Consider the following 24,646-nt stretch of genomic DNA (forward strand, 5'->3'; position numbering starts at 1 on the left):
AAAGCGAAGCGCAATCCGCCATTCGCCTTCTTTCAAAAACTTCATCCTTTCCAATATTTATGATATAGTTATAGATAATACAGTTTGTCATTTAATTTTAGGTATTTGCCGACATAAATGATGGGAGAGCGAGGCTCCCGCCGAGCCGCATCGATGCAATGGTTCGCCAGGAGGCTCACCCTCCCATCTTTTCCACAGCCTGTGCATTAAACCAAAGGGCATTTCGTATAAGAACCATATTGCCAGCCGGGGATTTTAAACCATGCCGACTCTCATACAAGACAAATTGGATCGAATCGAACAAACGCTCAAACCTATCTCCGACCAGCATCTCGAATTTCTGGCGAAGCGGGATTTAATCGAGAAAATTCTGCAACTACGCGAAGAAAAAGACGTATTGATTTTAGGCCATAACTACATGGAGCCGCTCGTTTATCAAATTTCCGGCGAGAAGGAGCGGGGCGATTCGCTGGCGCTCAGTTTGAGGGCGGCGGAATCGGACAAGCCGATCATCCTTTTCGACGGCGTGCGCTTCATGGCGGAGACGGCCAAGATTCTCAATCCCAACAAAAAAGTGTTGATCGCCGATTTGGAGGCGGGATGCAGCCTGGCGGAACCGTTCGCGGCGGAAGACGTTCTAGCCTACCGGCGGCGTTACCCGCAGGCGCCGGTAGTAACGTACGTCAACAGCTACGCCGACATCAAGGCCGTCAGCGATTACTGCTGCACTTCGGCGAATGGGCTGCAAGTGGTCAAGCACGCCAGCGAACGTTTTGAATCGAAACAAGTCATTTTTTTTCCCGATTCGCTGATGGGCGCCAACATGCAAGAAGATTTGGCGCCGTCTGGCATTGACCTCATCTATCCCGGCAAGAACGACGGCAATTTCGGGCGCTGCGAAGTGCATGAAAAATTTACGGTGCAGCATTTATACGATATCCGCCAACAGTACGATATACCCAAGGGAGCGGAAGACGCCGCCATCCTGGTGCATTGGGAATGCTCTCCCGATGTCGTAAGAGAAGCGGATTTCTACGGCAGCACCTCGCAGATGGGCAAATACATCGCCAGCCATCCCCAGCTCAAACGAGTCTATCTCGCTACGGAATGCGAAATGGCGGCCAATCTCGCCAGCGAGTTTCCAGAGGTGGAGTTCGTGCGCTCGTGCAGCATGTTCTGCCAACACATGCGCAAGATCACGCTGGAAAAAATCCTCTACAGTCTGGAACGCGAAGTCTACGAAGTGACGGTCGACGAAGCCATAGCGGAAAAAGCCAAGCAAGCCATCCAACGCATGTTCGAAGTGAAGGTATGATCTTTATTGGTTTAGGCGGAGATACCTCAACCTAAACCGTTAAATTCTCCTACGAGATTCTTTTCTATTTCGCTCGGACCAATCCCGCACGTCTCTATCGATAGATTCTTGACAATTCTTTAGGGAGGAGAATATGCTTGAGAAAATCATTTCTTGTTCGTAAATCTTTCTCATATAGACCGCCGTTATCCCTCCGAAAGGAAATGGGAGATTGATAATGCCTGCTGATTATAACGATTCCTCAAACCGGCATTGGGAAGATGCGGAATATCTATACGCGGACAACCGCTTAGCGAACGCGGATCAACTTTTCGGTTTATCGGCGGAATGCGCCCTAAAAGCAGTGATGAAAGGATTGGGCATGTCGCTTAGTCCCGCTGGGTCGCCCCAAAAACAACAACATCGAGTCCACATCAATAATCTTTGGGATGAATTTATTGCATTCGTCCAAAGTCGCAATGGAGCAAAATATGCCAATATAGCTGCCGCAAATTCGAATCCATTTCATGATTGGGATGTTGCGCAGCGCTACTATCATCGTTCGGATATTAATCAACAGAATGTTGACAATCATAAACAAGGCGCACTCACAGCTAGACAAGTCTTCCAACTGGCCATTCTTGATGGAGTAGCATGATGAAGAGACGGAATGTTCTATTTGAAGACGCATTGGAATTGGCGCTGGAGAAGGCTAAACTCGCGGCCAATATTAGCAAAGAAATAACTCTCGTGAGAGATTTCCGAGGGCGAATCCGATTGTTGTTGCCAGGAAACAAAGAAGATTACAAAGAAGATAAAGAAAAACAACTCTTCGCACTTTGCAAGGAATTGAGTAAAGCGCTTGCTAACTACGGTTTCCCACCGGAACGGATGGCGCTTTTCAGCGACGATTTGGTTCAAGATATTTCTTCGGCGCTATCCCGGGATCGGCTTCTTATACGCCAAGAGCAGAATATCCCTATTTTTCTCCTCGATCGTCAAATAATAGGACATGATTGGTTACGAGAGTCTTTTACAGGGGAAATATCCAATCCTCGCGTCGCATTTTTCGGAATCAAAGGCGGCGTCGGACGATCTACGGCGTTGATTATTTGGGCTTGGCGGTTAGCCAAGCAAGGAAAGAAGGTACTGATCTTCGATTTGGATTTGGAATCTCCAGGAGTCAGCAGCACCATCTTGCCGAAGAGTTCAATGCCGGATTTCGGCATCGTCGATTGGTTCGTCGAAGACGGCGTGGGACAAGCAGAGAATGTTGAAGATGAGATGGCGGCAGCGAGTCCTTTGGCCCAAGGGCTACCCGGCGAAATACGAATCGTTCCCGCTTATGGATCGAAAACGAACGAGTATCTCCCAAAACTTGCGCGTTGTTATTCGGATTCGGCGGGAGAAACCTCAGAATCTTGGGGCGCACGATTGGAACGGCTTGTGGTTGGTTTTGAAGAGCGTTTAAAACCCGATATCGTCATACTCGACAGCCGCGCCGGGATTCATGACATTGCCGCTTCCGCCGTTACAAGGATGGAGGCTCTATCCTTGCTTTTCGCCGTGGACAGTCCGCAAACATGGAAAGCATATGAATTTCTCTTTCATCACTGGAAACAGCATCCCAATTTGCCGAAGCTTCGGGAGAGACTGCAAATCGTCGCTTCTATGATTCCAGAAACCGGACGGGAAGAATATGTAAATCGTTTTCGCACGAATGCGTGGGATCTCTTTCGCAATCATCTCTATGAAGAAGCCGAACCGAATATGCCAGATGCCTTCAGTTTCGATATTGATGATGAAGATGCTCCACATTATCCACTGCTGGTGTTCTGGCATCGCGCTTTGCAAGAGTTCAATCCCATTGGTATTAGGGAAGGAATTAATGAGAAGACAGCGAACGAAGCGTTGGAAGAATTCGTGAATAGAGCTTTTCTTTTCGCCTTCGGCGAGGAGTATAAATGATGAGTAAGAGCGAATATCGTTTCCCAACAGAACTGCGAGAAATTATCCGAGACGCATTGCCCGAAGAAACGTCTCTTCATAGCATCAAACCGGAATTGCGCAACACTTATGTACCGGATACGCACATCAAAGCGCTTCGTCCCGATACGATGTTAGTCGTCGGCATTCGCGGTTCGGGAAAGAGTTTTTGGTGGTCGGCATTGCAAAAACCAGAACATAGATCTTTGCTCGGTCAGCAATTCGGCATCGCTAAGGACGCCGTTATATCGACTGGATTCGGAGAAAAATCGTCACCAGAAAACTATCCCAGTAAGGATACGCTTTGTTCTTTGTTGGAACATAATAAAGCGCGATTAATTTGGCGAACCATCGTATTTTATCATGTAGGAAAAAAAGCAATTCCTTCCGATTTTCGGATTTTAGAAAATTGGAAAGAACGGCTCGAATGGGTAAGAACAAATCCAGAAGAAACCGAAAAATGTCTTTCCAGGGCGGACAACGCGTTGGCTAAAGAAAACAAATATCATCTAGTGCTTTTCGATGCGCTGGATCGCGCCGCCGACGAGTGGCAAACGATGAACGATTTGGTGCGCGGGTTGCTCCAAAACCTACTGGAATTCCGATCCTATAAGAAAATCCGCCTGAAATTATTTTTGCGAACGGATCAGTTGGAAGATTCCTCGGTAATGACTTTCCCCGATGCTTCCAAGGTGATGTCGGAAAAAGCTGAATTATTCTGGCCGCGTCATGAACTGTACGGTTTATTGTGGCAGCATCTAGCAAATACTGAAAACGGACAATTATTCCGTGAAAAATGTAAAGAACTAATTAATTGCAAATGGAAAAAGAACGAGTCCGTATGGATTGTTCCCGATATGCTTAGAAGAGAGGAAGACGAGCAACGGAATGTATTTCACGCTATCGCAGGAAAATGGATGGGCAAAGACCGACGACGAGGTTTCCCTTACACGTGGCTTATCAACCATCTGGGCGATGCGCGCCGTGAGGCGAGTCCCCGCAGTTTTTTATCCGCCCTTCGCCACGCCGCGTCCGACAATCTAAGACAGGATCAAGAGTACGCTCTTCATTATGAAAGCATCAAGCGAGGCGTGCAGGAAGCATCCAAGATCAGAGTGAGGGAAATGCAGGAAGATTATCCTTGGGTTGAAAATCTCATGAAACCATTAGGAGGCAAAATTAACGTTCCCTGCGATGTCGAAGAGGTAGAGAAATTATGGAAATGCGAAAATATACTGGAAGAATTGAAAAAGAGTATTAAATTAGCATCGGTGCGGCTGCCTCCTGCACATATCAATGAAGGTTTTCGTGGAGTAATTCTAGATCTAGCTCAATTGGGAGTCATCGAACAAGTCGCTGGCGATCGTATCAATCTTCCAGATGTATATCGGGTAGGTTATGGCATAGGACGCCGTGGAGGTGTAAAACCCGTTGCTCGAAATCGGGGCGACTGATTTTTTCTTTCACTATATCATCATTCCCCTCCCCCCTTTTTCGACGGCAAGACAGCGCAATGCTTCTATCACTTGTTCTTCCGTGAGATCGGACGTATCGACGACGACGGCGTCCTCCGCCTTTTTCAGCGCGCCGACGGGGCGCATCCGGTCGCGGCGGTCGCGTTCGTTCAAGTCTTCCAGCGTCTTTTCGTAGGTTACGCTTTTGCCTTTGGCTTCGAGTTGATCGCAGCGGCGGCGGGCGCGGATTTCCGGCCGGGCGTCGAGGTAGATTTTTAACTCCGCATCGGGAAAAACGACGGTGGAGATATCCCGCCCTTCCATAACGACGCCGCCATTGCGCCCCATCTCCCGCTGCAAGGCGACGAGACGTTCGCGTACGGCGGGATTGTCGGCGACGGGGGAAGTGGCGGCGCTCACTTCCGGCAAGCGGATGGCGTCGGATACATCCGCGCCGTCGCAAATCATGCGCAATTCCCCTTCTTTTCTCTCGAAATGGAGATGTGTTTCCAGCGCAAGGGCGGCGATGGCGTCCGCGTCGTCCAAACTCAATCCGGCGCGCAAGGCTTTTAACGCTATAGCTCGGTACATGGCGCCGGTGTCGATATAAATGAATCCCAGGCGGCGGGCGAGTTGGGCGGCGACGGCGCTCTTGCCCACGCCGACGGGGCCATCAATGGCAATGATGGGCTGGCTTCGCTTCATGCTTCGTTCTCCACGCTTCCCGGACTAAGACGTTGGCATAGCGTAAAGAAATCGGGAAAAGAAGTCGCGATCGGCGCCGTTCCGCGAATGACTGTCTCACCCGACGCCGCGAGACCGGCGACGGCCAACGACATGGCGATGCGGTGGTCTCCGCGCGAGCCGCACTCGGCGCCGCGAAAACTGGCGCCTCCCGCGGCGGCGAAGCCGTCCGCGCGTTCGGACAAGTTCGCGCCCATTCGATTCAACTCTTCGACGATGGCCGCGATGCGGTCGGATTCCTTCACGCGCAGTTCTTCCGCGCCTTCGACGGTGGAGGGCGTCGCGGCGCTGGCGGCCAACACGGCGAAGATGGGGAACTCGTCGATCATGCGCACCACCAAATCGCCGCCAATGCGGACGCCTCGCAAGGGAACGTAACGAATGCGGATGTCGGCCACCGGTTCGGCGCCGCAGTCGCGTTCGTTCTTCAAAGTTAAATCCGCTCCCATTTCGCGCAATGCGTCCAAGATGCCCGTGCGCGTGGGATTGACGCCGACGGATTCGATAAGAAGATCGGAGCCGGGAACAATGGCGGCGGCGGCCAGGAAAAAGGCGGCGGAAGAGATATCGCCGGGAACCAAAACTTCCCTCGCTTGAAGATGGGCGCCGCCCAGCAGCGTATGCGTCAATCCTTCGGTAAGAACATCCACGCCGAAAGTGCGCAACATGCGTTCGGTATGATCGCGGGAGGGTCCGGGTTCTTCGACGCAGGTTTCCCCATCAGCGAATAATCCCGCCAGCAGAACCGCCGATTTCACCTGAGCGCTGGCGACGGGCGTTCGATAATGGATGCCCTTAAGCGCGCCGCCGCGCACGGTCAGCGGCAGTTTGGAACCGTTTTCACGGCCTAAAAAGCGCGCTCCCATAAGGCTCAGAGGCTCGATAACCCGCTTCATGGGACGCGATCGCAACGAGGAATCGCCGGTGAGCGTCGCCGCAAAATCCTGGCCGGAGACGATGCCTAGCAGCAAACGGGTTCCGGTGCCGGAATTGCCCATATCGAGCACTTCCTCAGGCTCGCGCAAACCATGCGCGCCGCGCCCACGGACGATCAAATCGCCGCCGCGCCGTTCCCACGCCGCGCCCATTCGTTCGAACGCTTTAAGCGTGGCGATGCAATCTTCGCTTTCCAAAAATCCTTTTATAATCGAATCTCCCTGCGCCAACGACGCCAGCATGACGGCGCGGTGGGAGATCGATTTATCGCCGGGAACGCGAATCGCACCGCAGAGAGGCGCGGATCGCTTCACGCGGCAAACGCCCTGCAACAATGGATTGTCCATTTATTGATTTCCTGCATTTTGAGACTGGGAGACTTTGAGACTAGGAGACTAGGGGACTTATACCAAGTCTTATTAAGAATATGTCTTAAAATTCCCTCGCCCTCTGGGAGAGGGTTAGGGTGAGGGGATTATAAGTTCACTAATATCACCCTCACCTAACCTCTCCCAATCTTGGGAGAGGAATTTAAAACCAACAATCTCAATGCAGGTTGGTATTATCACTCCATCGCTTTGTACTCTTATCTCCGTGTTGCCACAGGTGGGCTACGCTTCGCTTTGAACCCACCCTACAGAACTTGTTGTATTGAATCACGAAAACGCGAAATAAAAAAGAAAGGCGCGAAACAACAATATTCATTCGCGCCAGGAATTCAATATTACCGCTAAATTCAATTGCTATCTTATCGTATCGGCCACTCTGCGCGCAATGTCGTTACTTCCCATGCGGGCAAGGAAACGGCGCCATCTACTTTTTTCAATGGCTTTTCGCTGGAGTCGCTCAACCAGACGGATTCCGGCGCTGGCTGCGGCCATTTCAAGTTTGCTTGAACATCCTGTCCCGATGCGCCATAGAGCCGCACGATCCACGCTTTGCCGTCATCGCTGGGTTTGAAGGCGATGGCGATGGCGCCTTGCGGCTCGATTTCAAGACGCGGCGTTGAGAGAGGCTGGCCGTATGCGCGCGCGGCGATGAGCGGTTGGCTCAAGCCCGCGGCGAAGCGCGCCGCCTCGTCAGGAGCGAACTTTCGATGCGGACGCAAGGCGTAGCGGAAGACGATGGGACCTTCCTGATAGGCGCGGTAATTGGTGCCCCAATGATTGTTCATGGCCCAAGAAAAGATTTCGGTAGTTGGTTCGACTTTTTTACGCCAGACGGCGGGATTGTTTTGCGAACCGAGCAGCGTAGCCGTAATGCCGCCGACCTCGACGAGCGGCGCATCCAACGTTACCCAGGTGATTCCCTTCTCACCGTTCGAGGCGTCCGCCCAACAGCCCACGGTAAACCAGTTCTTGCAGGCGCTGGGCATTTGATCGATTTCCGGCTGGATGGCGCCCAGCGGAACATCGAGAAGAAGTTTGCCGTTGGGGACATGGAACGGAAAAGCGAAGTTGACGCTCTCTTTGCCGCCTTTTTGGGCGAATTTCCAATCGCCGGGCTGGGGATTGGCGGGCGCTCTTTTTTTATCGACGAGATTCGTCATCACGACATAATCGAATCCAGCGACAAGACGCACTTCGCGTTGCAGGGAATTGCATCCCGGCGCATTCGATTCGATCAATAGAGACGCTACCAATGGGCCATTCTCTTTCACCGAAATTTTGACGGGTTCATTGCGCTGCAAATCGGCCAGATTGTCGCCTTCGAGGTAAAGATAATCGTTAAGCGCATAGCTGGAGTCCGCATCAACGAAATTGCCGTCAATGCCCTTGGCGCGCAGCCCAATAATTCCGCCCGTTTTCTCGTCGATGCTTACGCGCAATAGTCCATTGTCGAGCGCGGCGCCTTTGGCCTCTGCTTTCTCTTTCGCATAGGCGGCGCCTTTGGCGACAACGTAACGCCGCGAAGCGAACGGCGGAACATCGCGCGCCACGAACGCCAGTTCGCCATTGGCCAGGCGCTGCGATGGAACCGGCTTGCCATCCGCGCCGGTTACTCGGTCGCCCGCCGCCGATTGTTCTTTGGATAGAGTAACCAATTCCGTGCGCGGCCAGGACGAGGTATTGAAAACGTCGATTGCATTGTCCGGCGAATCCGGCCCCTTGCGGTTTTGCAATGCGGCGTCCAACAACTTGCGGCTCTGTTCGTCCGCTTGCAGAGCGTAGGATTGTTTGATATCCCATTGCTCTTTCGTCATTTGATTTTCGGGATCGGAAACGCTGCACCAAGCGCCCCACGTATGTTCGGAATAGAGCAGCGCATCACGCCATGCGTCTTCGAACTTATCCGCCGGGTATCCAGATGGATTCAGCATCGCCCATAAGGCTTCGGCTTGCGACAGCCGATCCGACGTGGCGCGGTTCATGGCTGTTTCCAAAGCCGATGAACCAGCGCCGTCCTCCCAATAAGGCGTCCAATCGCCGCGAACCTGCGGCAACCGATCGCCGTAATGCTTCTCAAAAGCGCGAAACGCCTCGCTCGTCGTGGTTATAACAAACTTGGGATAAAGATATTTCGTATTCCAATCCTTCACGAATTCGCAGATATTCTTATCGGGAACGGCGTTGTCGCCATGGCCGCTCCAGCGTAAGTAAGCGATATCGTAGGGATAATTGGAGCGATCCAGCTCTTCTTGGAAGTCCGCGACGAACTGGGACGACAGTTCGCGAATGATGTGGGAAAGAGCATAGCCTTTAAGCGGAATCCAAACCAGGACTTTTTCTTTTCCGGAGGGAGAAATCCAATAAAAAGGCTTATTTTCCCATTGAACGAGAATGTCGCCGATGCGGTCGAAATAATTCGGCGCGGTGGAGAAATATTTGATCCCGGCTTGCGCCATCGCCGTTACGGTTCCCCACGTATAGCCAGGGACGTCGCTAATCATGGCCGAATCGATGACGACTCCGCAGCGCTCAGCTAATACCGTCGAATAACGGAACAATTGAAGCAACTCTTCGGGACGGCACAGGCCGGTCAATTCGTTCAGGTACATTCCGTTCAGCCCTACCCAGCCTTTTTTCACCGCGTCGAAGAACTCGCCGCGCTGCGCTTCCGACATCCTATGCAAATATAAATCCGCCGCCCATAGAACTTCGACGTTCCATATAAATCGCGCGCCTTCCGGATAGCCCACCGTCTCTCGCGCATATTCGATGCCCGTTTGCAGATTCTTCATCTGCTTCTCTTCGATGGCCGTTTGTATATCCGTATAGCCGATATCCGTATGCGAATGAGGCAGGATGTAGACCAGCATTTTGCGCACGGGCTTTATAGTTATGCTGCGCGCGGCGAGCGTCTGGCCGTTGGCTTCAATGGCGATTTCGAGCGAGGCGGCTTTCGTTACTGCGGGCGCCGAAATTTCATATTCTTGCGAGCCTGCCTTGAGTTTAATGGGAATCGATTCGGCGCCAGCGACGCGGATCGCGGCGTCCGCCGGCTCTCCGATATGGCGCATGTTGATTCGGATCGGCTGGCGCAGTTGGCCGTCTTTTTCCAATAAAGCCTGGATCGATTGGCAGGCGTTGAAGAACGTCCGCCCAGCAACCTCCGCCAGTTCCACGCCAACGGGCGCTTCCAAGCCCAGCCAATCGTAAAGCATCCAGCAGCCGGAAACCGTGGCGATGCTGATTTTATTTTCGCCGGTTTTCAATACTTCCGCTGGAAAAGCGATTTCGAATTGGTATGGTTTGCCTTTATCGGGTTGGCCGTTGATGGAATCGTCGCCTGCGCCCGCAGGCAGGGATTGATCGTATGTACGATCGTTGATTTCGATCCGCAATTTGGGCGGAGATTGATTTTGAGAATCGAGCAAATCGAATTTGAGTTTGCATTGCCCAGCGCTTGGGGCGTTTTTTAATCCGAAAACAATCGCGAAAACATGCTCGCGGCCGCCCGCCCAACTGTCGGCGGGGCCGGGATGCGCGTAGGGCCAATCAAGTTTTGCTTCGGATTGGCCGACGATGAAGAAGCCGTCTTCGGAGAACCGATCGTATTGATTCGGCGCTAGCGCGAATTCGGAATTGTTACGATCCGGCTTGCCGATTTGCCAAAGCAACGCCGTCTCTTCGGCGGCAGGGACGGCAATGGGGGGGATGCAGAATAAAAAGAACAGAACAAACATTGCTTTTCGAATCATACTGGTTTTCATGGATTTCCTCCTTGGAAATTAGGTTGTTTTTTGGGCGTTTTTGAATCACGAAACCTCGAAATAAAAAAAAAGCACGAAAAAAAGCAAAAAATACACTTGTTGGAAGAGATCGCGCCGGATGATGTCATTTCAGTGAAATCCATATTAATCCGTGCTATCCGCGATTCGAAAATTTCGTGATTTCCCACCTTTTCGCGCTTTCGCGATTCAATACGATTGCTCACCATAGATTCATCCTACTATTCTTCACTCGTACTATGAGTTATTCGGATAAACAACGCCAATATCATGCGGTTTTCCATGATTTTTCGATCTCCTCCAACGTCCTTCCTTTCGTCTCCGGGACGATCATGAAAATAAACAGGAAGGAAAGGAAACTGATCGCGGCGTATATCCCAAAAGTAATGGCGGGACCGATGGAAGGGCTGTCGTTGAGCATGGGAAACGTTTGCGCCACGATGTAACAGGAAAACCATATAGTGAACGTGGCGATGGACATGGCGCGCCCTCGCACTTTATTGGGGAAAATTTCAGAACACAGGATCCACGGAATCGGCCCCATCGCGGTGGCGAAAGCCCCAGTGAATACGATGACGCAGACGAGGAGAGCGATTCCATTTTGCTGGGTATGAAACATCCAGCCTACCGATCCCAGCGCGGCGGTTTGGACTAATGTTCCTATCAATAATAGAGGTTTGCGCCCCAACTTATCCACAAAGGCGATGGCTACGAAAGTGAATAGTACATTGACCATTCCCATCCATACCGTGGAAGCGAAAGCGGCGTTCTTGACCGCTCCGGCGGATTCGAAAATCTTCGTGGAATAATAGATGATGGCGTTGATGCCGCAGAATTGTGAAAAGGCCATCATCATGACGGCGATCATGAGCGGCTTGAAATAAAAATGACTAAAGAGTTCGGAAAAGCGGCCCTCCTCTTGCTGGAGCGCAGCGCGGATGGAGGCGAGTTCAAGTTCGGCGCGTTCGGCGCCGCCCACCTTCGCCAAGATATCTTTCGCTTCGGCGTTGCGCCCCTTTTGCGACAGCCAGCGCGGACTTTCGGGCACGGGAAAGAGCAAGACGATGAAGGCCAGCGCGGGAAGCGCTTCCATGCCCAGCATCCAACGCCAACCCATCGCCGAGTTCCAGGCGTCGTCGCCCGCGCTTTGGATGAGTTTGTTGATAAAGAGAGTGACGAAGATGCCGATAACGATGCCCAACTGAAAGAGCGAACCGAGACGCCCGCGCCATTTTTCGGGGGAGATTTCCGCGATATAGACCGGGCAAATCATGGAAGAAGCGCCGATGCCCAAACCGCCGAGGAAACGGGCGGCGAGAAATTGCTCGAGCGTGCGGGGGACAGCCGACAAGATCCCCGACACGGCGTAAAGAAACGCGCAGATAAAGAGCATCTTCTTGCGTCCAAAACGGTCGCTGAGAAATCCCGCAAACATGGCGCCGGGGATGCAGCCCAGGATCGCGCTGGCGCCGACGGCTCCTTCCTGCGCAGGCGTCAGATTCAAATAACTCTTGAGGTATGTATTGGCGCCGTTGATGACGGCCGTGTCATAGCCGAACAGGAAGCCGCCGATTGAGGTAACGGCAGTAACGAAGAGAACGAAGCGAAGGCTGGCGGAAGCGGATGCGTTATTCATGGGCGAAGGCTCCAAGGGCAAAAAAGAATCATGGTTCTTATTTTTGCAAGCGCAGAGGGAAGCGCGCCATTGCGTAAATCAAACTCATTATTCCGAACGAACGAAGGCTTTTATAGTGACGCATTCTTGTTTGGGATTGGGATCGTTAGGACTAATCGTATACTCGCCAACGGCGGCGGGGACAATGAATACTTCGCCGAAGCGAACAACGAACGGCTCGAACGATCCATTTGGACTTTCTACCGTAATCGATTCGCCTTGCACCAGGCAAAGAACGTTTACTGCGCCCTGCGTGTGGTGGGGAACCGCCGAAGTGAACCAATGGCGGCGGGTTTCGATGAATTCCAATTCGTGAAGCCCCGTCCGTTCTTCGCGCCATCCCAGTCCTGCGCCGACGGCTTCGACGCGGTTAATTAATTCCCGCCGCGTCCATTCGGCGTGGCGCTCCCATTGAATCACCTTTTTGCCATGATGGATGTGAATAGGGCGCGGCTCGCCATCCAATCCCAAACGCCCCCAGTCCCACAATTTGAACGTGAAGATATAGGGCGTGGCGCTGATTTCCAGCACCATCGCGTTGCGTCCCGAACAATGGGGCGTTCCCGCCGGGATCAAAAAGTGGTCGTGCTTGCGGGCGGGCCATCGTTTCGCGAAACGATCGGCGTTAAAGGAAGGGCCGCCGTTTTGCGCCGCGAACAGCGATTCGATCATTTCTTGAGAACGAATTCCTTCTCTTAATCCTAAATAGACGCAGGCGTCTTCGCCCGCATCGACGATGTAATAGCTTTCATCCTGCGTATAAGCCATTCCGAATTGTTTGCGGATGTACTCTTCCGTCGGATGGACTTGAAAACTAAGGTTGCCGCCGTCCATGGTATCCAGATAATCGAAGCGAATGGGAAATTCCGCGCCGAAGCGGCGAAAGACATATTCGCCTAAAAGTTCTTTTGGTTGATAGAACACCAAATTGATCGCCGGGGATTCGACGACGACGCCTTGAAAATCGAACAGCAGGCTGTTCTCTTCGGGCACGCCGTTGAAACTCCAGCCGAAATTGTCCTGGGAAGGATCGAGTCCGAATTTCTCCTGCATCCATTTTCCGCCCCAAGGCGCGGGATCGAAATAAGGAACGACGCTGAAGGGACGCCGCGCCGTCTGCTGCAAAGCGCCGCGAATGGCTTCGCCAGTCGTCATTTTGGGCGAGTCCGATTGGACGGTATCCAACCAATAATCCCAGCGCTCCATGCTGTCCCGCTTCAGCCGATCGGCCACTCTCCAATCCACGAAAAAGGCTTGCTTGTATTGTTGCGGCGCCGGTTCATGGCGGTTCTTGACGCCGAGATTGTCCGACTCGCTGCGCCGGAAGCGCCATTGCGCTTCCCATCGCGGCAGATCGGCGTAAATCAAGATATCCGGTTCGTGGATCAACGATGCGCCGGGACCAATGATAAGAACGGCTCCCGATTCGATACTAGCGATTTTCGCCGTTAAATCGCGTTGTTTTTGCGCGTCGAAAAAGTCGTTCATGCGCAATGGTGAGATGCGCCCAAAGACGGGATCGTCCGTCAAATCCAGTTGAATAAGATCTTCGATTTCTTTAGGAGAAAGGAATATTTCCTGCGACGGATAGACGCGATTCAGCGGGAGTAAATCCCACAGCGGCGTCAGAATCGCTTCTTGGCGAACGCCGGGATAACATTCGACGGCGAGAACGATTTTGGCTTGGTTCGATCTTCGAATCGCGTACGCCAGTTGAAAGCCGATGGCGGACCATCCTTGCCAACATTGATCTCGATATCCTTTGATTTCAATGCAGGGCGTTATGTTGAATTGTCCATTATTCATATATATTCAATATCCTCGTGAAATAAAATCTCGGCGCCGAGAAGTCCGGCGGACGTCAAATGTTGGGCGGAAACGACTTCGACGCCATTCCAACTGATCCAGGCGTGGCGATTCACCCATTCTTGGATGAAGGGAAGAATGCGTTCGGCGCTGCGCATAATCCCGCCGCCAAGAACGATCTTATCCGGGGCGAAGAGATGAATCATGGAAACGGCCACGGCGCCCCAAATCCGCAAGCTGTAATTGAGAATTTTCTGAGCTTGGGCGTCTTGGCGATCCGCCCATTGGAAGAGGGAACGAAAATCGACGGCGCCGTCCTGCGCCCAAGGACTCGAACGACATTCGGGACGATCGCGAAGCATCATAGGCAGCGCCCAGGTGGAGGCCAAGGCTTCGGGACAGCCTCGGCTGGGGCAAGTGCAGGAGCGTCCGGACGGATCCATCATCAAATGGCCGCCCAGCAATCCCGCCTGTCCGTTCTTGCCGCGCAGCGGCTTGCCTTGAATCAAGACCGAGGTTCCGATTCCCGTTCCCAGCGCAATCATCACGAGATTGTCGCATCCGGCGCCCGCGCCGTATTTCCATTCCCCCAGCAAGGCGGCGTGGGCGTCGTTCTCCAATTTGATCGGCAGATCGAAACGTTCTTTGGCCCACGCCGTAAAATCGATTTGGGCGGCGTCGTCGAATTTATGATTGGTCGACAAGATTCGGTTGCTCTTACGGTCGACGAGACCGGTGCTGAGAAAGCCAATCCCTTGGATTTTATGAAGAGACAGGCCGCATTGACGGAGCAAATCGCGAAAGTTGCGTTCGATTTCCGGCAGGCGATCCCGCAAATCGCCTTCGGAATGAGCGTCCAGCGTCATGGAGCAGAGAATCGTTCCCGTCTCGACGATTCCCAGTTTGATTTGAGTTCCTCCAAGATCGGCGGCGAAGACTCTCATTTATAGGACATCCTTTGGATTTCGATGGTATAGACGAAGCGATCGGCGCGGTAGTAGCAGAGGTTGTATTCGATAGGCCGGCGTCCCGGATCCGAAACCAGCCGTTTGCGGACGAGAACAGGACTTCCCGCCGCCACATCCAGGATTTTCGCGAGTTCCGGCGCGGCGGGAATGGCGCTGATCTCCTCATTGGAATACACGGCCACAGTGGAATAATCCGATTCGAGCATCTCGTAAAGAGGACGCGTGAAATCGGCGTTTTCATCGATGGCGACGCGGGGGTGAAAGTACGATACGAACAATACGACCGGCTCGTTTTTGAATCCCTTCAAACGCTTCAAGCATAATACTTTCGAGAGCGGCTTGATATGAAAATTGGCGCTGGTTTCGGAATCGGAAGCGATCCATTCGACTTGCAGTTTCAAGGTTTCGAATTTCGTTCCCTTTTGTTCCATTTCGTGCGTAAAGCTGTCCCAGGCCGACAAACTCGTCGACATGCGGTTCGAGACCGCTTTGGTTCCTACGCCTTTTTTGCGTTGAAGCAAGCCTTCTTGCACCAGGCGCTGCGTCGCATGACGCACCGTATTGCGGCTGATGCCCAATAACTTCGCAATTTCTTCTTCCGGCGGAAACAATTTGCCGTTCTGGTATTCCTTTTTGGCGATCATATCTCGCAGCAGTTCTTCCACCTGAATATGAAGGGGAATGTTCGATTTATGATCGACTTTCAATCTCATGGCGTTGGTCCTTATCCGCATCGATCTATTCTTTTCCCAAAAGGGCGAACCATCAGTATCAAGTCCAGTTTACGCTCGCCTTGACGAGATCGACAAGAAGAAGCCAAACGCCAATCCCGCGCCTTCGATTCGATCCACCATCCCTCCGCCGCAAAATATTTTTTGGAAAATGAGAAAAATCCCTTGCATTCCGCCGGAAAACACTATATGTTCATACATACGGACAATCTATCATAACGGCGGAACGGGTTTTGTCAAGAAGAAATCGTTTGCTAAAGGCAACTTCGTTCGGCCAAAACGCAGGGAGACAAAAAGCATGTCTGCGACACGCGCCTCAAAAGGATTCACTCTCATCGAATTGCTGATCGTTGTGGCGATCATCGGGATTTTGGCCGCGATTGCGGTTCCCAATTTTCTGAATGCGCAAACCAAGGCCAAGGTCACCCGCGCCCATTCGGATTTGAAAGCGCTGGGCACGGCCATCGAGATGTACGGCATCGACCGCAATACGTACCCCGGCGGCGAAGGATTTTGGGGGGGAACGAAATGGTGGACGAAGCACACGTATCGTTTCCATGTTTTGACCACACCGGTGGCTTACATGAGTTCCGTTCCCATCGATCCGTTTCAGACCAGCAATCCGCAGAGGTTGAACGCCTCTTTGGGAACCATTTGGGACGGCGGATACGTCTACGACGAAGAGAAGCGCCCCGGCGGCGGCGCGGAAACGATGAAACTGTACGGTCCAAGTTTCAAATACGCCGCGCGCAGCCCGGGGCCGGCCTTGAATTGGGCGTCGGAAATCTCCCATGGAAACCGAATCGTCATGTATGAAGGGTCCAATGGACTGGTGAGCAACGGCATTCTCGCCGTATTGGGACCGGGAGGCACGGTTTATTGATTCCGCGCGCCGAATGATAAGAATTTAATGGGATGGGAAATGTCCCTTCCGAAAACGTGCGATCCCAAAAAGGAAAAGGAGGTGAAATAATCGCATTATTTTACGAGTAAAGTCGAATGGCGGCATCATGCAACCAATATAAATTTAAAGGAGGATTAGGATGAAGCGGTCAATTTACATTACTCTGCTGATGAGCCTGTTTGTTTTTCCACTTGCCGGTTCGGCGCAATATCATTACAAATTGGGACCGGATTGGACCGTGGGCAATGGCGTGTGGGTAGTTGTGGATGAAGTGGAATTCTTCGGAAACGATGCGAGGAACAACCGCGTATTGGTTTCCACGAACATCGACAATCCCGATTGGCTTCCCGTGCACGCCTGGATCAACAAAGATTTTGGTACGGACTACACCGTGAAATGCGACGTCCGCATGGAATCCTGGATCGAACCCGATGCGGAAGAGTTGCCGATGGATTTGAGCCGGGGCGGAGTGGCGGTTCGCTTGAAACCGGCGGGAAGCAACGAATCTACGAACGCCAAAGACGATCGCGCCATCAACATGCTTTTCCATCACGATTTCGATACGATCGAATATCTCAACGATTACCGCGCATGGGCGAATACGAACGACGGAGAGTTTACGTGGGAAAAAGGCGTGATGTATACGTTTGAACTCGCCGTCGCGGGCAATCAAGTTACTGGGAAAATATACAAAACCGAAGATGGTCCCAACAACGCTTTCGAATTGAAGCCGTGGACGGATGCTTCCTTCGCCGACCGGGCGGCTGGATTTCCGGGACTGACGGGAAGCAATACAGATGGAATCACGACGGTTTTCGACAATTTTGAAGTGATCGCGGGCGGCAATGTCGTTTTCTCGGACGATTTCGAAGGCGGCCTGGAAAGGATTCCGCAAACCGCCGGCCTTAGCGACAAGTGGGTATTCGGAGAAGGCGGGTATTGGGTTGTCAGCAATGGAGTTCTTTACGGCATCGCCACCAGCCGGTTGGATCCGAAAAAGATATGGTATAAGGAAGAGATCGCGGGCGGCGCTTCCATCAAAGCCGACGTAAAGATGATCTCGTGGCATGGCGGGGTTTACCTTCCCGGCAACAATTGGCAGGGAGATTTAAGCCGCAGCGGCGTTTCGCTGCATATTCAACCCGAAGGACGGGGCGGCGGACGCGCACCCAGCGACCGGGGGCCGGGAGAAGCTCGCGGCATCGTCATGCTGCTTCACGATAATACTCAAACGGTCGAATTTTTGAACGATTTCGTAGCATGGGCCAATCTGGACGACAACACGATTCCCTGGACCATCGGCAACTGGTACACATTCGAGATGCGGTCGGATGGATTTACGGTGGAAGGAACTTTTACGGATCGAAGCGATCCTGCCAACACCGTTGAAATGACTCCGTGGACATTTCCCGGCATCCAGGATCGTTTCGATGGATTTGCAGGTTTGGGGGCAAGTACAGTATCCGGCGAAGTCGCCGCTTTCGACAATGTGGAAATCCGGGACGAAAACGGCAATCTTCTCTTCGCCGACGATTTCGAAACGTTTGTCGGCGTTCATGAGTGGGCAGTCTATTAATCGCAGTTCCTCCCGTAGTATGATGAATGGATGGGAAGAGAGTCGCTTCCCATCCATTCTTTTTTGATAAGGCAAGCAAGAATAGGAGAATGTTTAATCCGAACGAATTGCAAGCAGAACAAAAGCCGTTTCGCATCCACTCGCTTATAGGAGGATTTCATGATGAGTTACGACCGGAATAGCCATCACGATCGTTCGAATAATAGCGAAAAGGCGGATATCAGCCGCCGTAGTTTTCTTGGCGGCGCCGCCGCGTTGGCCGCTTTGAGGATGGAGACCGCCGCCGAGGCGGTGGAATCCTCCGACCGCAAGACGGCGGCTGCGTCCGATTGGCCTCGCGGGAAATCGCTTCGCGTCTTGCCGGTTTTGGTTTATCACTTGGAAGCGCCGAAAGAGATGGCCAGCTGGCGCAGCTACGGCGATATCCACACGCAAAGCGACGTGGAGGCGGAAGCCAAACACATCGCGGGGGAATTGAAAGATTTTGCGGAAAAAGCGGAATTCCCCATCGAAGTACTTCCCGTCCGTCTCATCAGCGGCGACGCCCAAGCAAAAGAAGCCGCCGCCAGCGGCGCGGATGCGATCTTGATTTACGCGGCGAGCGGCGGGAGTTCTCTCTATGCGGCTTTGGCGGAATCGAAAGCCGCCAAGGTCATGTACATCCGGCATAAAACCAAACCTTATTATCTCTATTATGAAATCGCGCATTGGAGATTTCTGCGGAGAAACGAAGACGCTATGGCGGAACCCAACATGGACGCCGAGGATATCGTCATCGACGATTACGGCGAAGTCTTATGGCGAATGCGCGCGATTTACGGCCTTAAAAACGCCAAAGGAACCAAGATGCTGGCGATCGGGAGCCTCGCCGCCTATAGCGAACCGGCGCAGAATATCGGTCCGCAGCACGCCAAGGAAGTATGGGATTATGAAATTGAAATCGTTCCCCGCGAGGAGTTCGCCAAAAGAATCGCGGACGTCCGATCCAACGAAGGATTGATGAAAGAGATCGAAAGCCAAACCAAAGCCTTTTTGGGACGCCCCAATCTGACCTTGCAAACCAAGCGGGAGTATGTTTTCAATTCCATTCTCGCATGGCATATCTGCCGCGAGTTGCTGCAGGAAAAACAAGCGTTTAATTTCGGATTCGATTATTGCATGGGGCGGGAGGTCATCGAAATGCTGGGCACTCCTCCTTGCCTGGTTTTGGCTATGGCCAACGATGCAGGATATACGGCGTATTGCCATACCGATCTATCGCATACTTGCCCCGGCGTTTTGCTGCGGTGGATTGCCGGGAAGCCTACATTCGTATGCAATACGCATTTTCCGCACGACGGCCAACTCACGGTCGCCCATTGCGCGGCCCCCATGCGCATGAACGGCCATAGTCTGGAACCGGTTACGATCATGACGCATTACGAGTCGGATTTTGGCGCCGCTACCCGCGTCCATTATCCAATCGGACAAACGGTAACCGTCGTTATCCCCAATTTGCATTGCAGCCAATGGCAGGGTTTTCGGGGCAAAATCGCCGCTTGCCCCTCTCTGGCGGCTTGCCGTTCGCAAATGGACATCGAGTTCGACGGCGATATGGCCGCTTTTATTAAGGAGATGGAAGGATTTCATGCGCAAGTCGTATATGGCGATTATCTGCGGGAAGTGGGATATGCGCTAAAAAGAATACAAAAAATCGAATGGCGAAATTTTAGTTGAACGGGGAAAGATCAAAGGCTAACTTCGCTTTGCCTATGCGACTCCCCATTCTTTTTCCTAGTATGATGTTAAGGTGAACTTAAATCTCCTCACCGAAAGGGAATATCTTTACCCAACAGTTTTTGAGGTCTGAATCAAGATGGCCAGGATGGGAAGGAGAGGGGGCTTGTTGAATCGCGAAGACGCGATGGGGGAAAAAAACACGAAAAAAATAAAAAGATTATAAAAAGCGGCGCCAGGGATAACCTCAAAAAAAGATATCCCCTCGGATTTATAACTATTAAAAAATTGGTAAACCGGGGCGGCAAAGCTACGGCGTTTTATTTTTCTTTTCCATCTTTCTTTTCTGCGATCTGCGGGAGAAGATCGATGGAAGGAAAACTAAAACTATCCTTGCCGCCCTGCGGTTCGATCCAATGTTTTTTTCTCCGTTTACCGATTTCGCCAGGGGGCTTCATGCCTTATAGGCAAGCCGGTTCCCAAGCGATCGTTTCGCCATGCCGATCCCGAAGGAAAGGAAGGATGAGACGATCGTGAGTTCCACCCCCGCTACTCGTTCACCGATGCCCACCCTAAAAGGCTGAGCAAGGTTATCGAGGATGCCATCTTCTTCGACTTCGCTATTTACAGGCGAGTGCGGCGGGGACTGCTCGGCGCGCGCCGTGAGAAGGTCCCTCGATTATTATGGGGGAGGCTGCATTTTTGAAGCCATAACGGGACTTGGGGACTTGGGGAGAGGATTTGTCTCCCATTTGCTGGTGGTGGGCTACGCTTCGCTTTGAGCCCACCCTACGCGGCTAGCCTATGCAACTTATGGGTTAAAAAAAACCTTGCCCTTACCGCCTCCCCTGCGATTGGAAAAAATCGTGAAATTCGCGGCGTTTTATTGCGCATCTTCGAGGAGCGATTCTTCAATCAGCAAAGGAGAATGATTGGTTTCCGGCTCGGCGTTGTTTTCCAGGAATTGCATGAAGTTGCTATACGTTACTTTGAAGAGAAGGCCGGAAGCGGCGAAGACGGCTAAGCACCATTTGGCGGCATCCCATTGAGCGATATAGAAACAGGAGATGGCGATAATCATAGAGGAGACCATTGTCGTCCCCAAGACAGCGATGCCCAAACCCGCCAGGATCGGCCAAAATCCCATTGATTTCACGCCTGCTTTTTGCGCAATCGGTCCCCAGAAGCCCATCGGACGCGCCTTTTTATAAAAGGCGATCAGCGTTTCGTCCGCATCGGGCTTCGTTAGCAAGGCTACCGTCAACCAGAGAAGACAGGTTAATCCCATCGAGCAAAATACGACGAAATATTCCGAACTTTCCTTGGGCAGGATGAAATAACGGAAGATGACGTATCGATTCAATAGAAAGATCAAGGGACCGCCGAACGAAGCGGCGAGGCGAGCCTTGGCGTTGAAGCGCCACCACCACCATTGCCCCCAGTTGGCCGTCAGTTCCGCCGAAGAGAGTCCCAGCATGAAGACGGAGATATCGATCACGTTTTCCGCCGTCGTCGCTACTAGAATCGCCAGGAGCATGATAATGAAGTTGACGAGCCGCCCGACGTTCATGTAATGGCTCATGGCGGCGCCTTTAACAAAATACCTTCTATAGATATCGTTGAGAACCACCTGGGCGCCGAAATTGAGATTGGAACTGACGGTGGACATGATCGAGGCGAGGATGGCGATGATGGACAGCCCTAATAAACCGCCGGGAATATAATACCCCAGCAGCATTCCATACGCCAATTCCTTGTTGATGGTTCCATCGTGAAGTCCCGGCCATTTCACCATAGCGCCCAAGGCGGGAAGCGTTAGAATCGCCAGCATAAAGAACAAGACGATTTCCGTCCAGAAATACATCTTCGAAGCTTCCCGCGAGTTGCGGCAGGAGATCAGGCGCTGCCCTTCCATCGCTCCCGCCATCGGCGCCACGTCGCCGCCGTAGCCGACCGCCGTGCCGATGGTCCAGGCGATCACTCCCACCAAGCCGAGCATTTCATGACTCAGGGGGGGATGCCAGCTGACGACGGAAGGACCGTATTGACTCACCAAGGCGGCGTATAATCCTTGCGGGCCGCCAAAATCGTTCAACACCACACCCATCAACAAAAGGGACGCCGCCATAATAATCAAGGCTTGAATCAAATCGGCCACTACGACGCCGATATAGCCCGAAAGAGTTACATAAAACAAGAGAACGGGAAGCACGTACAAAAACGTTTCCCATTTATCCCAACCCAGCAAGGTATAGGACACTTTGTGCATTCCCAACAATCCCGAACCGGTCCAGGCGACCATGGCGATGAAAGCGCTGCGAAAAGCGACCCAAATCCGCATGGTTGCGCCCGCCCGCCCCGAAAACCGCAACTCGTAGAACTCCGGCGAAGTGAATAATTTCAAACGGCGCCAAAAGAGGGCGAAGAGGATGCCCCCGATCATGAGGGCCAAGCCAAAGCGGCTGATATACCACCAGCAGATAAACATTCCGCAGATTACCGTCATTCCGCAGTAGGCGGGGGCTACGTCCCCGTTGATGCACGTCGCCGCATAGGAGACGCCGTTCAACCACCCTGGAAGCCTGCGCCCCGCTAGAAAATAATTTTCGATGTCTTTCTGGGCGAATCGCCGGTAATAAAGACCCATAGCCAAGAGGCCTATCATATAGACGGCCATGACGATGTAATCCGAAGGCTGCAGTTGTACTTGAGGCAAAGCGGAATCCATAATTCTTCTCGCAATTATTAAAGTCGGCGCTGGAGCATTTGAGTCAATGCAATTCTCTGCTTATCAGAAATAGGAAAGATCCCTCACCCTAATCCTCTCTCAGAGGGCTGATCTTTACCCACAAGTCGAGGGGATTACTCAAGGGCAAAAACAACCTTGCTCTAGGCGCCCCATTAATCAAGGGCGGAAGGAAGTTTCATTTTTCACATTTTCGAACCGCGAAAACACGAAAGGGCGCGAATACCACGAAAATTTCGAATCGCAGATTTCACGGACGATTCGGATTCTATGGAGTTAACATGTGTTTTTCCCTCCCAGCCTTGAAAGGCTGGGCTATTATCAAATGCCCCTTTAAAGGGGCAAACGACAATAGCCGTTTTAACGGCGGGTTGACTAACCAACTTGGTTATTCTTTATTCCCGACAATCTCGATTCAGGCATTCATAATTCCTCAATACTTGTGGGTAAAGATCAGCCCAGAGGGCGAGGGAACAATTTCAATTGAAATAAAGCACTTGACGAATATCGCCTTCACGAAAGTCCTCGGAAATTTCTTAAAGGAGAGGATGAGGTTCGGCGTTTTCCTTGATTCGGCGAAATTCCATCGCGCAGCGATGCAGAGCGCGGGGAACGTGGAAGCAACCCTTCCATTTTCCGCCTTTCAGATTCAGCAAGACTTCCCCTCGGCGGTTCAGATATCCAAACCATTCGCCATAATCGGGATCGGCGAAATGCGGCCAGCTGTATTCATGTACTTTTTCGAACCACTCCCAGCATTCGGCGCGGCCGGTTAAAGAATAACCCATAATCAAGGCGACCAAGGCTTCCAGATGCACCCACCAAAGTTTTTGATCCCATTCCAGCTGCTGCGGCGGTTTGTCCTTCACATCCCGGTAGTAGAATAGGCCGCCGTATTCCTTATCCCATCCGAATTCCAGAATATGAAGAATCGCGTCGACGCACAAGCCGATGCGCTGGGCATCCGGCTGGCGGCGGGCGATGTCCATCACGAACCACATGGCTTCGATTCCATGGCCGGGGATCATGATGCGGCCTTCCATCGAATCTGCGCGCCGCCCGTCGGGATAAACGTTTTCGTATAGCAGCAACGATTCCCGGTCGAGAAACAAATTCAGAATTTCATCGACGCTTGAAGCGACGGTCCGTTCCAGAATCTCCGGCTCCAGCATCCATTCCATTTCCAGGCATAAATTGGAAAGGATCATGGGAAGAGCGAAGGATTTCATATCGCGCGTCCCGGGGAAGACTTTACTATATTTCCCTTTGGGATTCTCTTTTCGCTTCAGGATATTTTGGAATGTCCGCTCCGCGATGGCCTTGGATTCTTCGTCGCCCGACGCCAAGGCGTATTGGCTGAAGGCCATCGCCGCGAAGCAATCGGAGAAGATGTTATAGGGTTGAACCAACGGTTTTCCCTCTCGCGTCAAGGAAAAATACCAATTTCCCTCTTCATCGCGACCATGTTTCTTGAGAAACTCTGCGCCATGCCGGGCGATATCCAGCCAGGAAGATTTTTTTTCGATACGGTTATAAAAATACGAGAACATCCAAACCTGGCGCGATTGCAGCCAGACGAATTTATCCGTATCGAACCAGTCGCCGTTGCGAGCTAGGCAGGTGATATATCCCCCATGCTCCTTATCGATGGAATGGCATTCCCAAAAGGGAATCACGTCCAGCATTAGAGCATTCCAATAACGCTTTTCCCAGGATTCGAAAATTTGTTTCATACTCGCGCATCCTCTATGTTGCTTCTGGTGGGCTACGCTTCGCTTTTAGCCCACCCTACATATCTATTGTCGATCGCCGTCTGGGAAGAAGAGTGGGAATAATTTGTTGAAGGATTTTCCGGCTTGGCTTTCTTTTGTCAAATCCCATAAGGATACGTCTCTCGTTCTCATGCCGAATCCGGCGGCAATCCATCCTTGCGTCCAAC

At 52.2% G+C, this 24,646-nt stretch carries 16 protein-coding genes; 7 read left to right on the forward strand and 9 right to left on the reverse strand.

Annotated elements, in window-relative coordinates:
* The first annotated feature begins 262 nt into the window (after positions 1–262).
* From nadA to AB1656_09910, 4 genes are all read left to right on the forward strand, one after another.
* Positions 263–1,315 carry a quinolinate synthase NadA gene (gene nadA, locus AB1656_09895; GenBank protein MEW6235686.1) on the forward strand — a complete coding sequence of 351 codons (1,053 nt, stop codon included), beginning with the start codon at positions 263–265 and terminating at the stop codon, positions 1,313–1,315.
* A gap of 217 nt (positions 1,316–1,532) precedes the next feature.
* A complete protein-coding gene (locus AB1656_09900; GenBank protein MEW6235687.1) occupies positions 1,533–1,952 on the forward strand; it encodes a hypothetical protein in 420 nt (139 codons plus the stop codon).
* A complete protein-coding gene (locus tag AB1656_09905; protein MEW6235688.1) occupies positions 1,949–3,262 on the forward strand; it encodes an AAA family ATPase in 1,314 nt (437 codons plus the stop codon). Before AB1656_09900 ends, AB1656_09905 begins: the two co-directional genes overlap by 4 nt.
* Entirely contained in the window at positions 3,259–4,734 is a 1,476-nt protein-coding gene (locus AB1656_09910; GenBank protein MEW6235689.1) for a hypothetical protein, read from the forward strand. The genes AB1656_09905 and AB1656_09910 overlap by 4 nt, the downstream gene beginning before the upstream one ends.
* Positions 4,735–4,746: 12 nt before the next feature.
* On the opposite strand, the gene cmk is transcribed toward AB1656_09910, so the two are convergent.
* The 7 genes from cmk to AB1656_09945 form a co-directional block, all read right to left on the reverse strand.
* On the reverse strand, positions 4,747–5,439 hold the full coding sequence (gene cmk, locus AB1656_09915; GenBank protein ID MEW6235690.1) for a (d)CMP kinase: 693 nt from the start codon (positions 5,437–5,439) through the stop codon (positions 4,747–4,749).
* The gene (gene aroA / locus AB1656_09920; GenBank protein ID MEW6235691.1) at positions 5,436–6,761 is read right to left on the reverse strand and encodes a 3-phosphoshikimate 1-carboxyvinyltransferase; all 1,326 of its coding nucleotides are present in this window, start codon (positions 6,759–6,761) and stop codon (positions 5,436–5,438) included. The genes cmk and aroA overlap by 4 nt, the downstream gene beginning before the upstream one ends.
* Positions 6,762–7,162: 401 nt before the next feature.
* On the reverse strand, positions 7,163–10,567 hold the full coding sequence (locus tag AB1656_09925; protein ID MEW6235692.1) for a polysaccharide lyase family protein: 3,405 nt from the start codon (positions 10,565–10,567) through the stop codon (positions 7,163–7,165).
* A gap of 286 nt (positions 10,568–10,853) precedes the next feature.
* On the reverse strand, positions 10,854–12,221 hold the full coding sequence (locus tag AB1656_09930) for a sugar porter family MFS transporter (protein MEW6235693.1): 1,368 nt from the start codon (positions 12,219–12,221) through the stop codon (positions 10,854–10,856).
* Positions 12,222–12,308: 87 nt separating this feature from the next.
* Entirely contained in the window at positions 12,309–14,066 is a 1,758-nt protein-coding gene (locus AB1656_09935; GenBank protein MEW6235694.1) for a class I mannose-6-phosphate isomerase, read from the reverse strand.
* Entirely contained in the window at positions 14,063–15,010 is a 948-nt protein-coding gene (locus AB1656_09940; protein MEW6235695.1) for an ROK family protein, read from the reverse strand. Before AB1656_09940 ends, AB1656_09935 begins: the two co-directional genes overlap by 4 nt.
* On the reverse strand, positions 15,007–15,747 hold the full coding sequence (locus AB1656_09945) for a GntR family transcriptional regulator (GenBank protein ID MEW6235696.1): 741 nt from the start codon (positions 15,745–15,747) through the stop codon (positions 15,007–15,009). Before AB1656_09945 ends, AB1656_09940 begins: the two co-directional genes overlap by 4 nt.
* Before the next feature lie 316 nt (positions 15,748–16,063).
* Between AB1656_09945 and AB1656_09950 the strand changes: the two genes are divergently transcribed.
* The 3 genes from AB1656_09950 to AB1656_09960 all read left to right on the forward strand — a co-directional run bounded on the left by AB1656_09950 (position 16,064) and on the right by AB1656_09960 (position 19,961).
* Positions 16,064–16,648 carry a prepilin-type N-terminal cleavage/methylation domain-containing protein gene (locus AB1656_09950; protein ID MEW6235697.1) on the forward strand — a complete coding sequence of 195 codons (585 nt, stop codon included), beginning with the start codon at positions 16,064–16,066 and terminating at the stop codon, positions 16,646–16,648.
* A 160-nt stretch (positions 16,649–16,808) separates the two neighbouring features.
* Positions 16,809–18,245 carry a hypothetical protein gene (locus tag AB1656_09955; protein ID MEW6235698.1) on the forward strand — a complete coding sequence of 479 codons (1,437 nt, stop codon included), beginning with the start codon at positions 16,809–16,811 and terminating at the stop codon, positions 18,243–18,245.
* Positions 18,246–18,404: 159 nt separating this feature from the next.
* Positions 18,405–19,961, forward strand: coding sequence for a hypothetical protein (locus AB1656_09960; GenBank protein ID MEW6235699.1), 1,557 nt, complete (start codon positions 18,405–18,407; stop codon positions 19,959–19,961).
* A gap of 883 nt (positions 19,962–20,844) precedes the next feature.
* Here the strand turns inward: AB1656_09960 and AB1656_09965 are convergent.
* Both AB1656_09965 and AB1656_09970 read right to left on the reverse strand, forming a co-directional pair.
* Positions 20,845–22,689, reverse strand: coding sequence for a hypothetical protein (locus AB1656_09965; protein MEW6235700.1), 1,845 nt, complete (start codon positions 22,687–22,689; stop codon positions 20,845–20,847).
* Positions 22,690–23,243: 554 nt separating this feature from the next.
* On the reverse strand, positions 23,244–24,440 hold the full coding sequence (locus tag AB1656_09970; protein MEW6235701.1) for an AGE family epimerase/isomerase: 1,197 nt from the start codon (positions 24,438–24,440) through the stop codon (positions 23,244–23,246).
* Positions 24,441–24,646 lie beyond the last annotated feature (206 nt).

This window comes from Candidatus Omnitrophota bacterium (assembly GCA_040755155.1).
Classification (GTDB): Bacteria; Hinthialibacterota; Hinthialibacteria; order Hinthialibacterales; family Hinthialibacteraceae; genus JBFMBP01.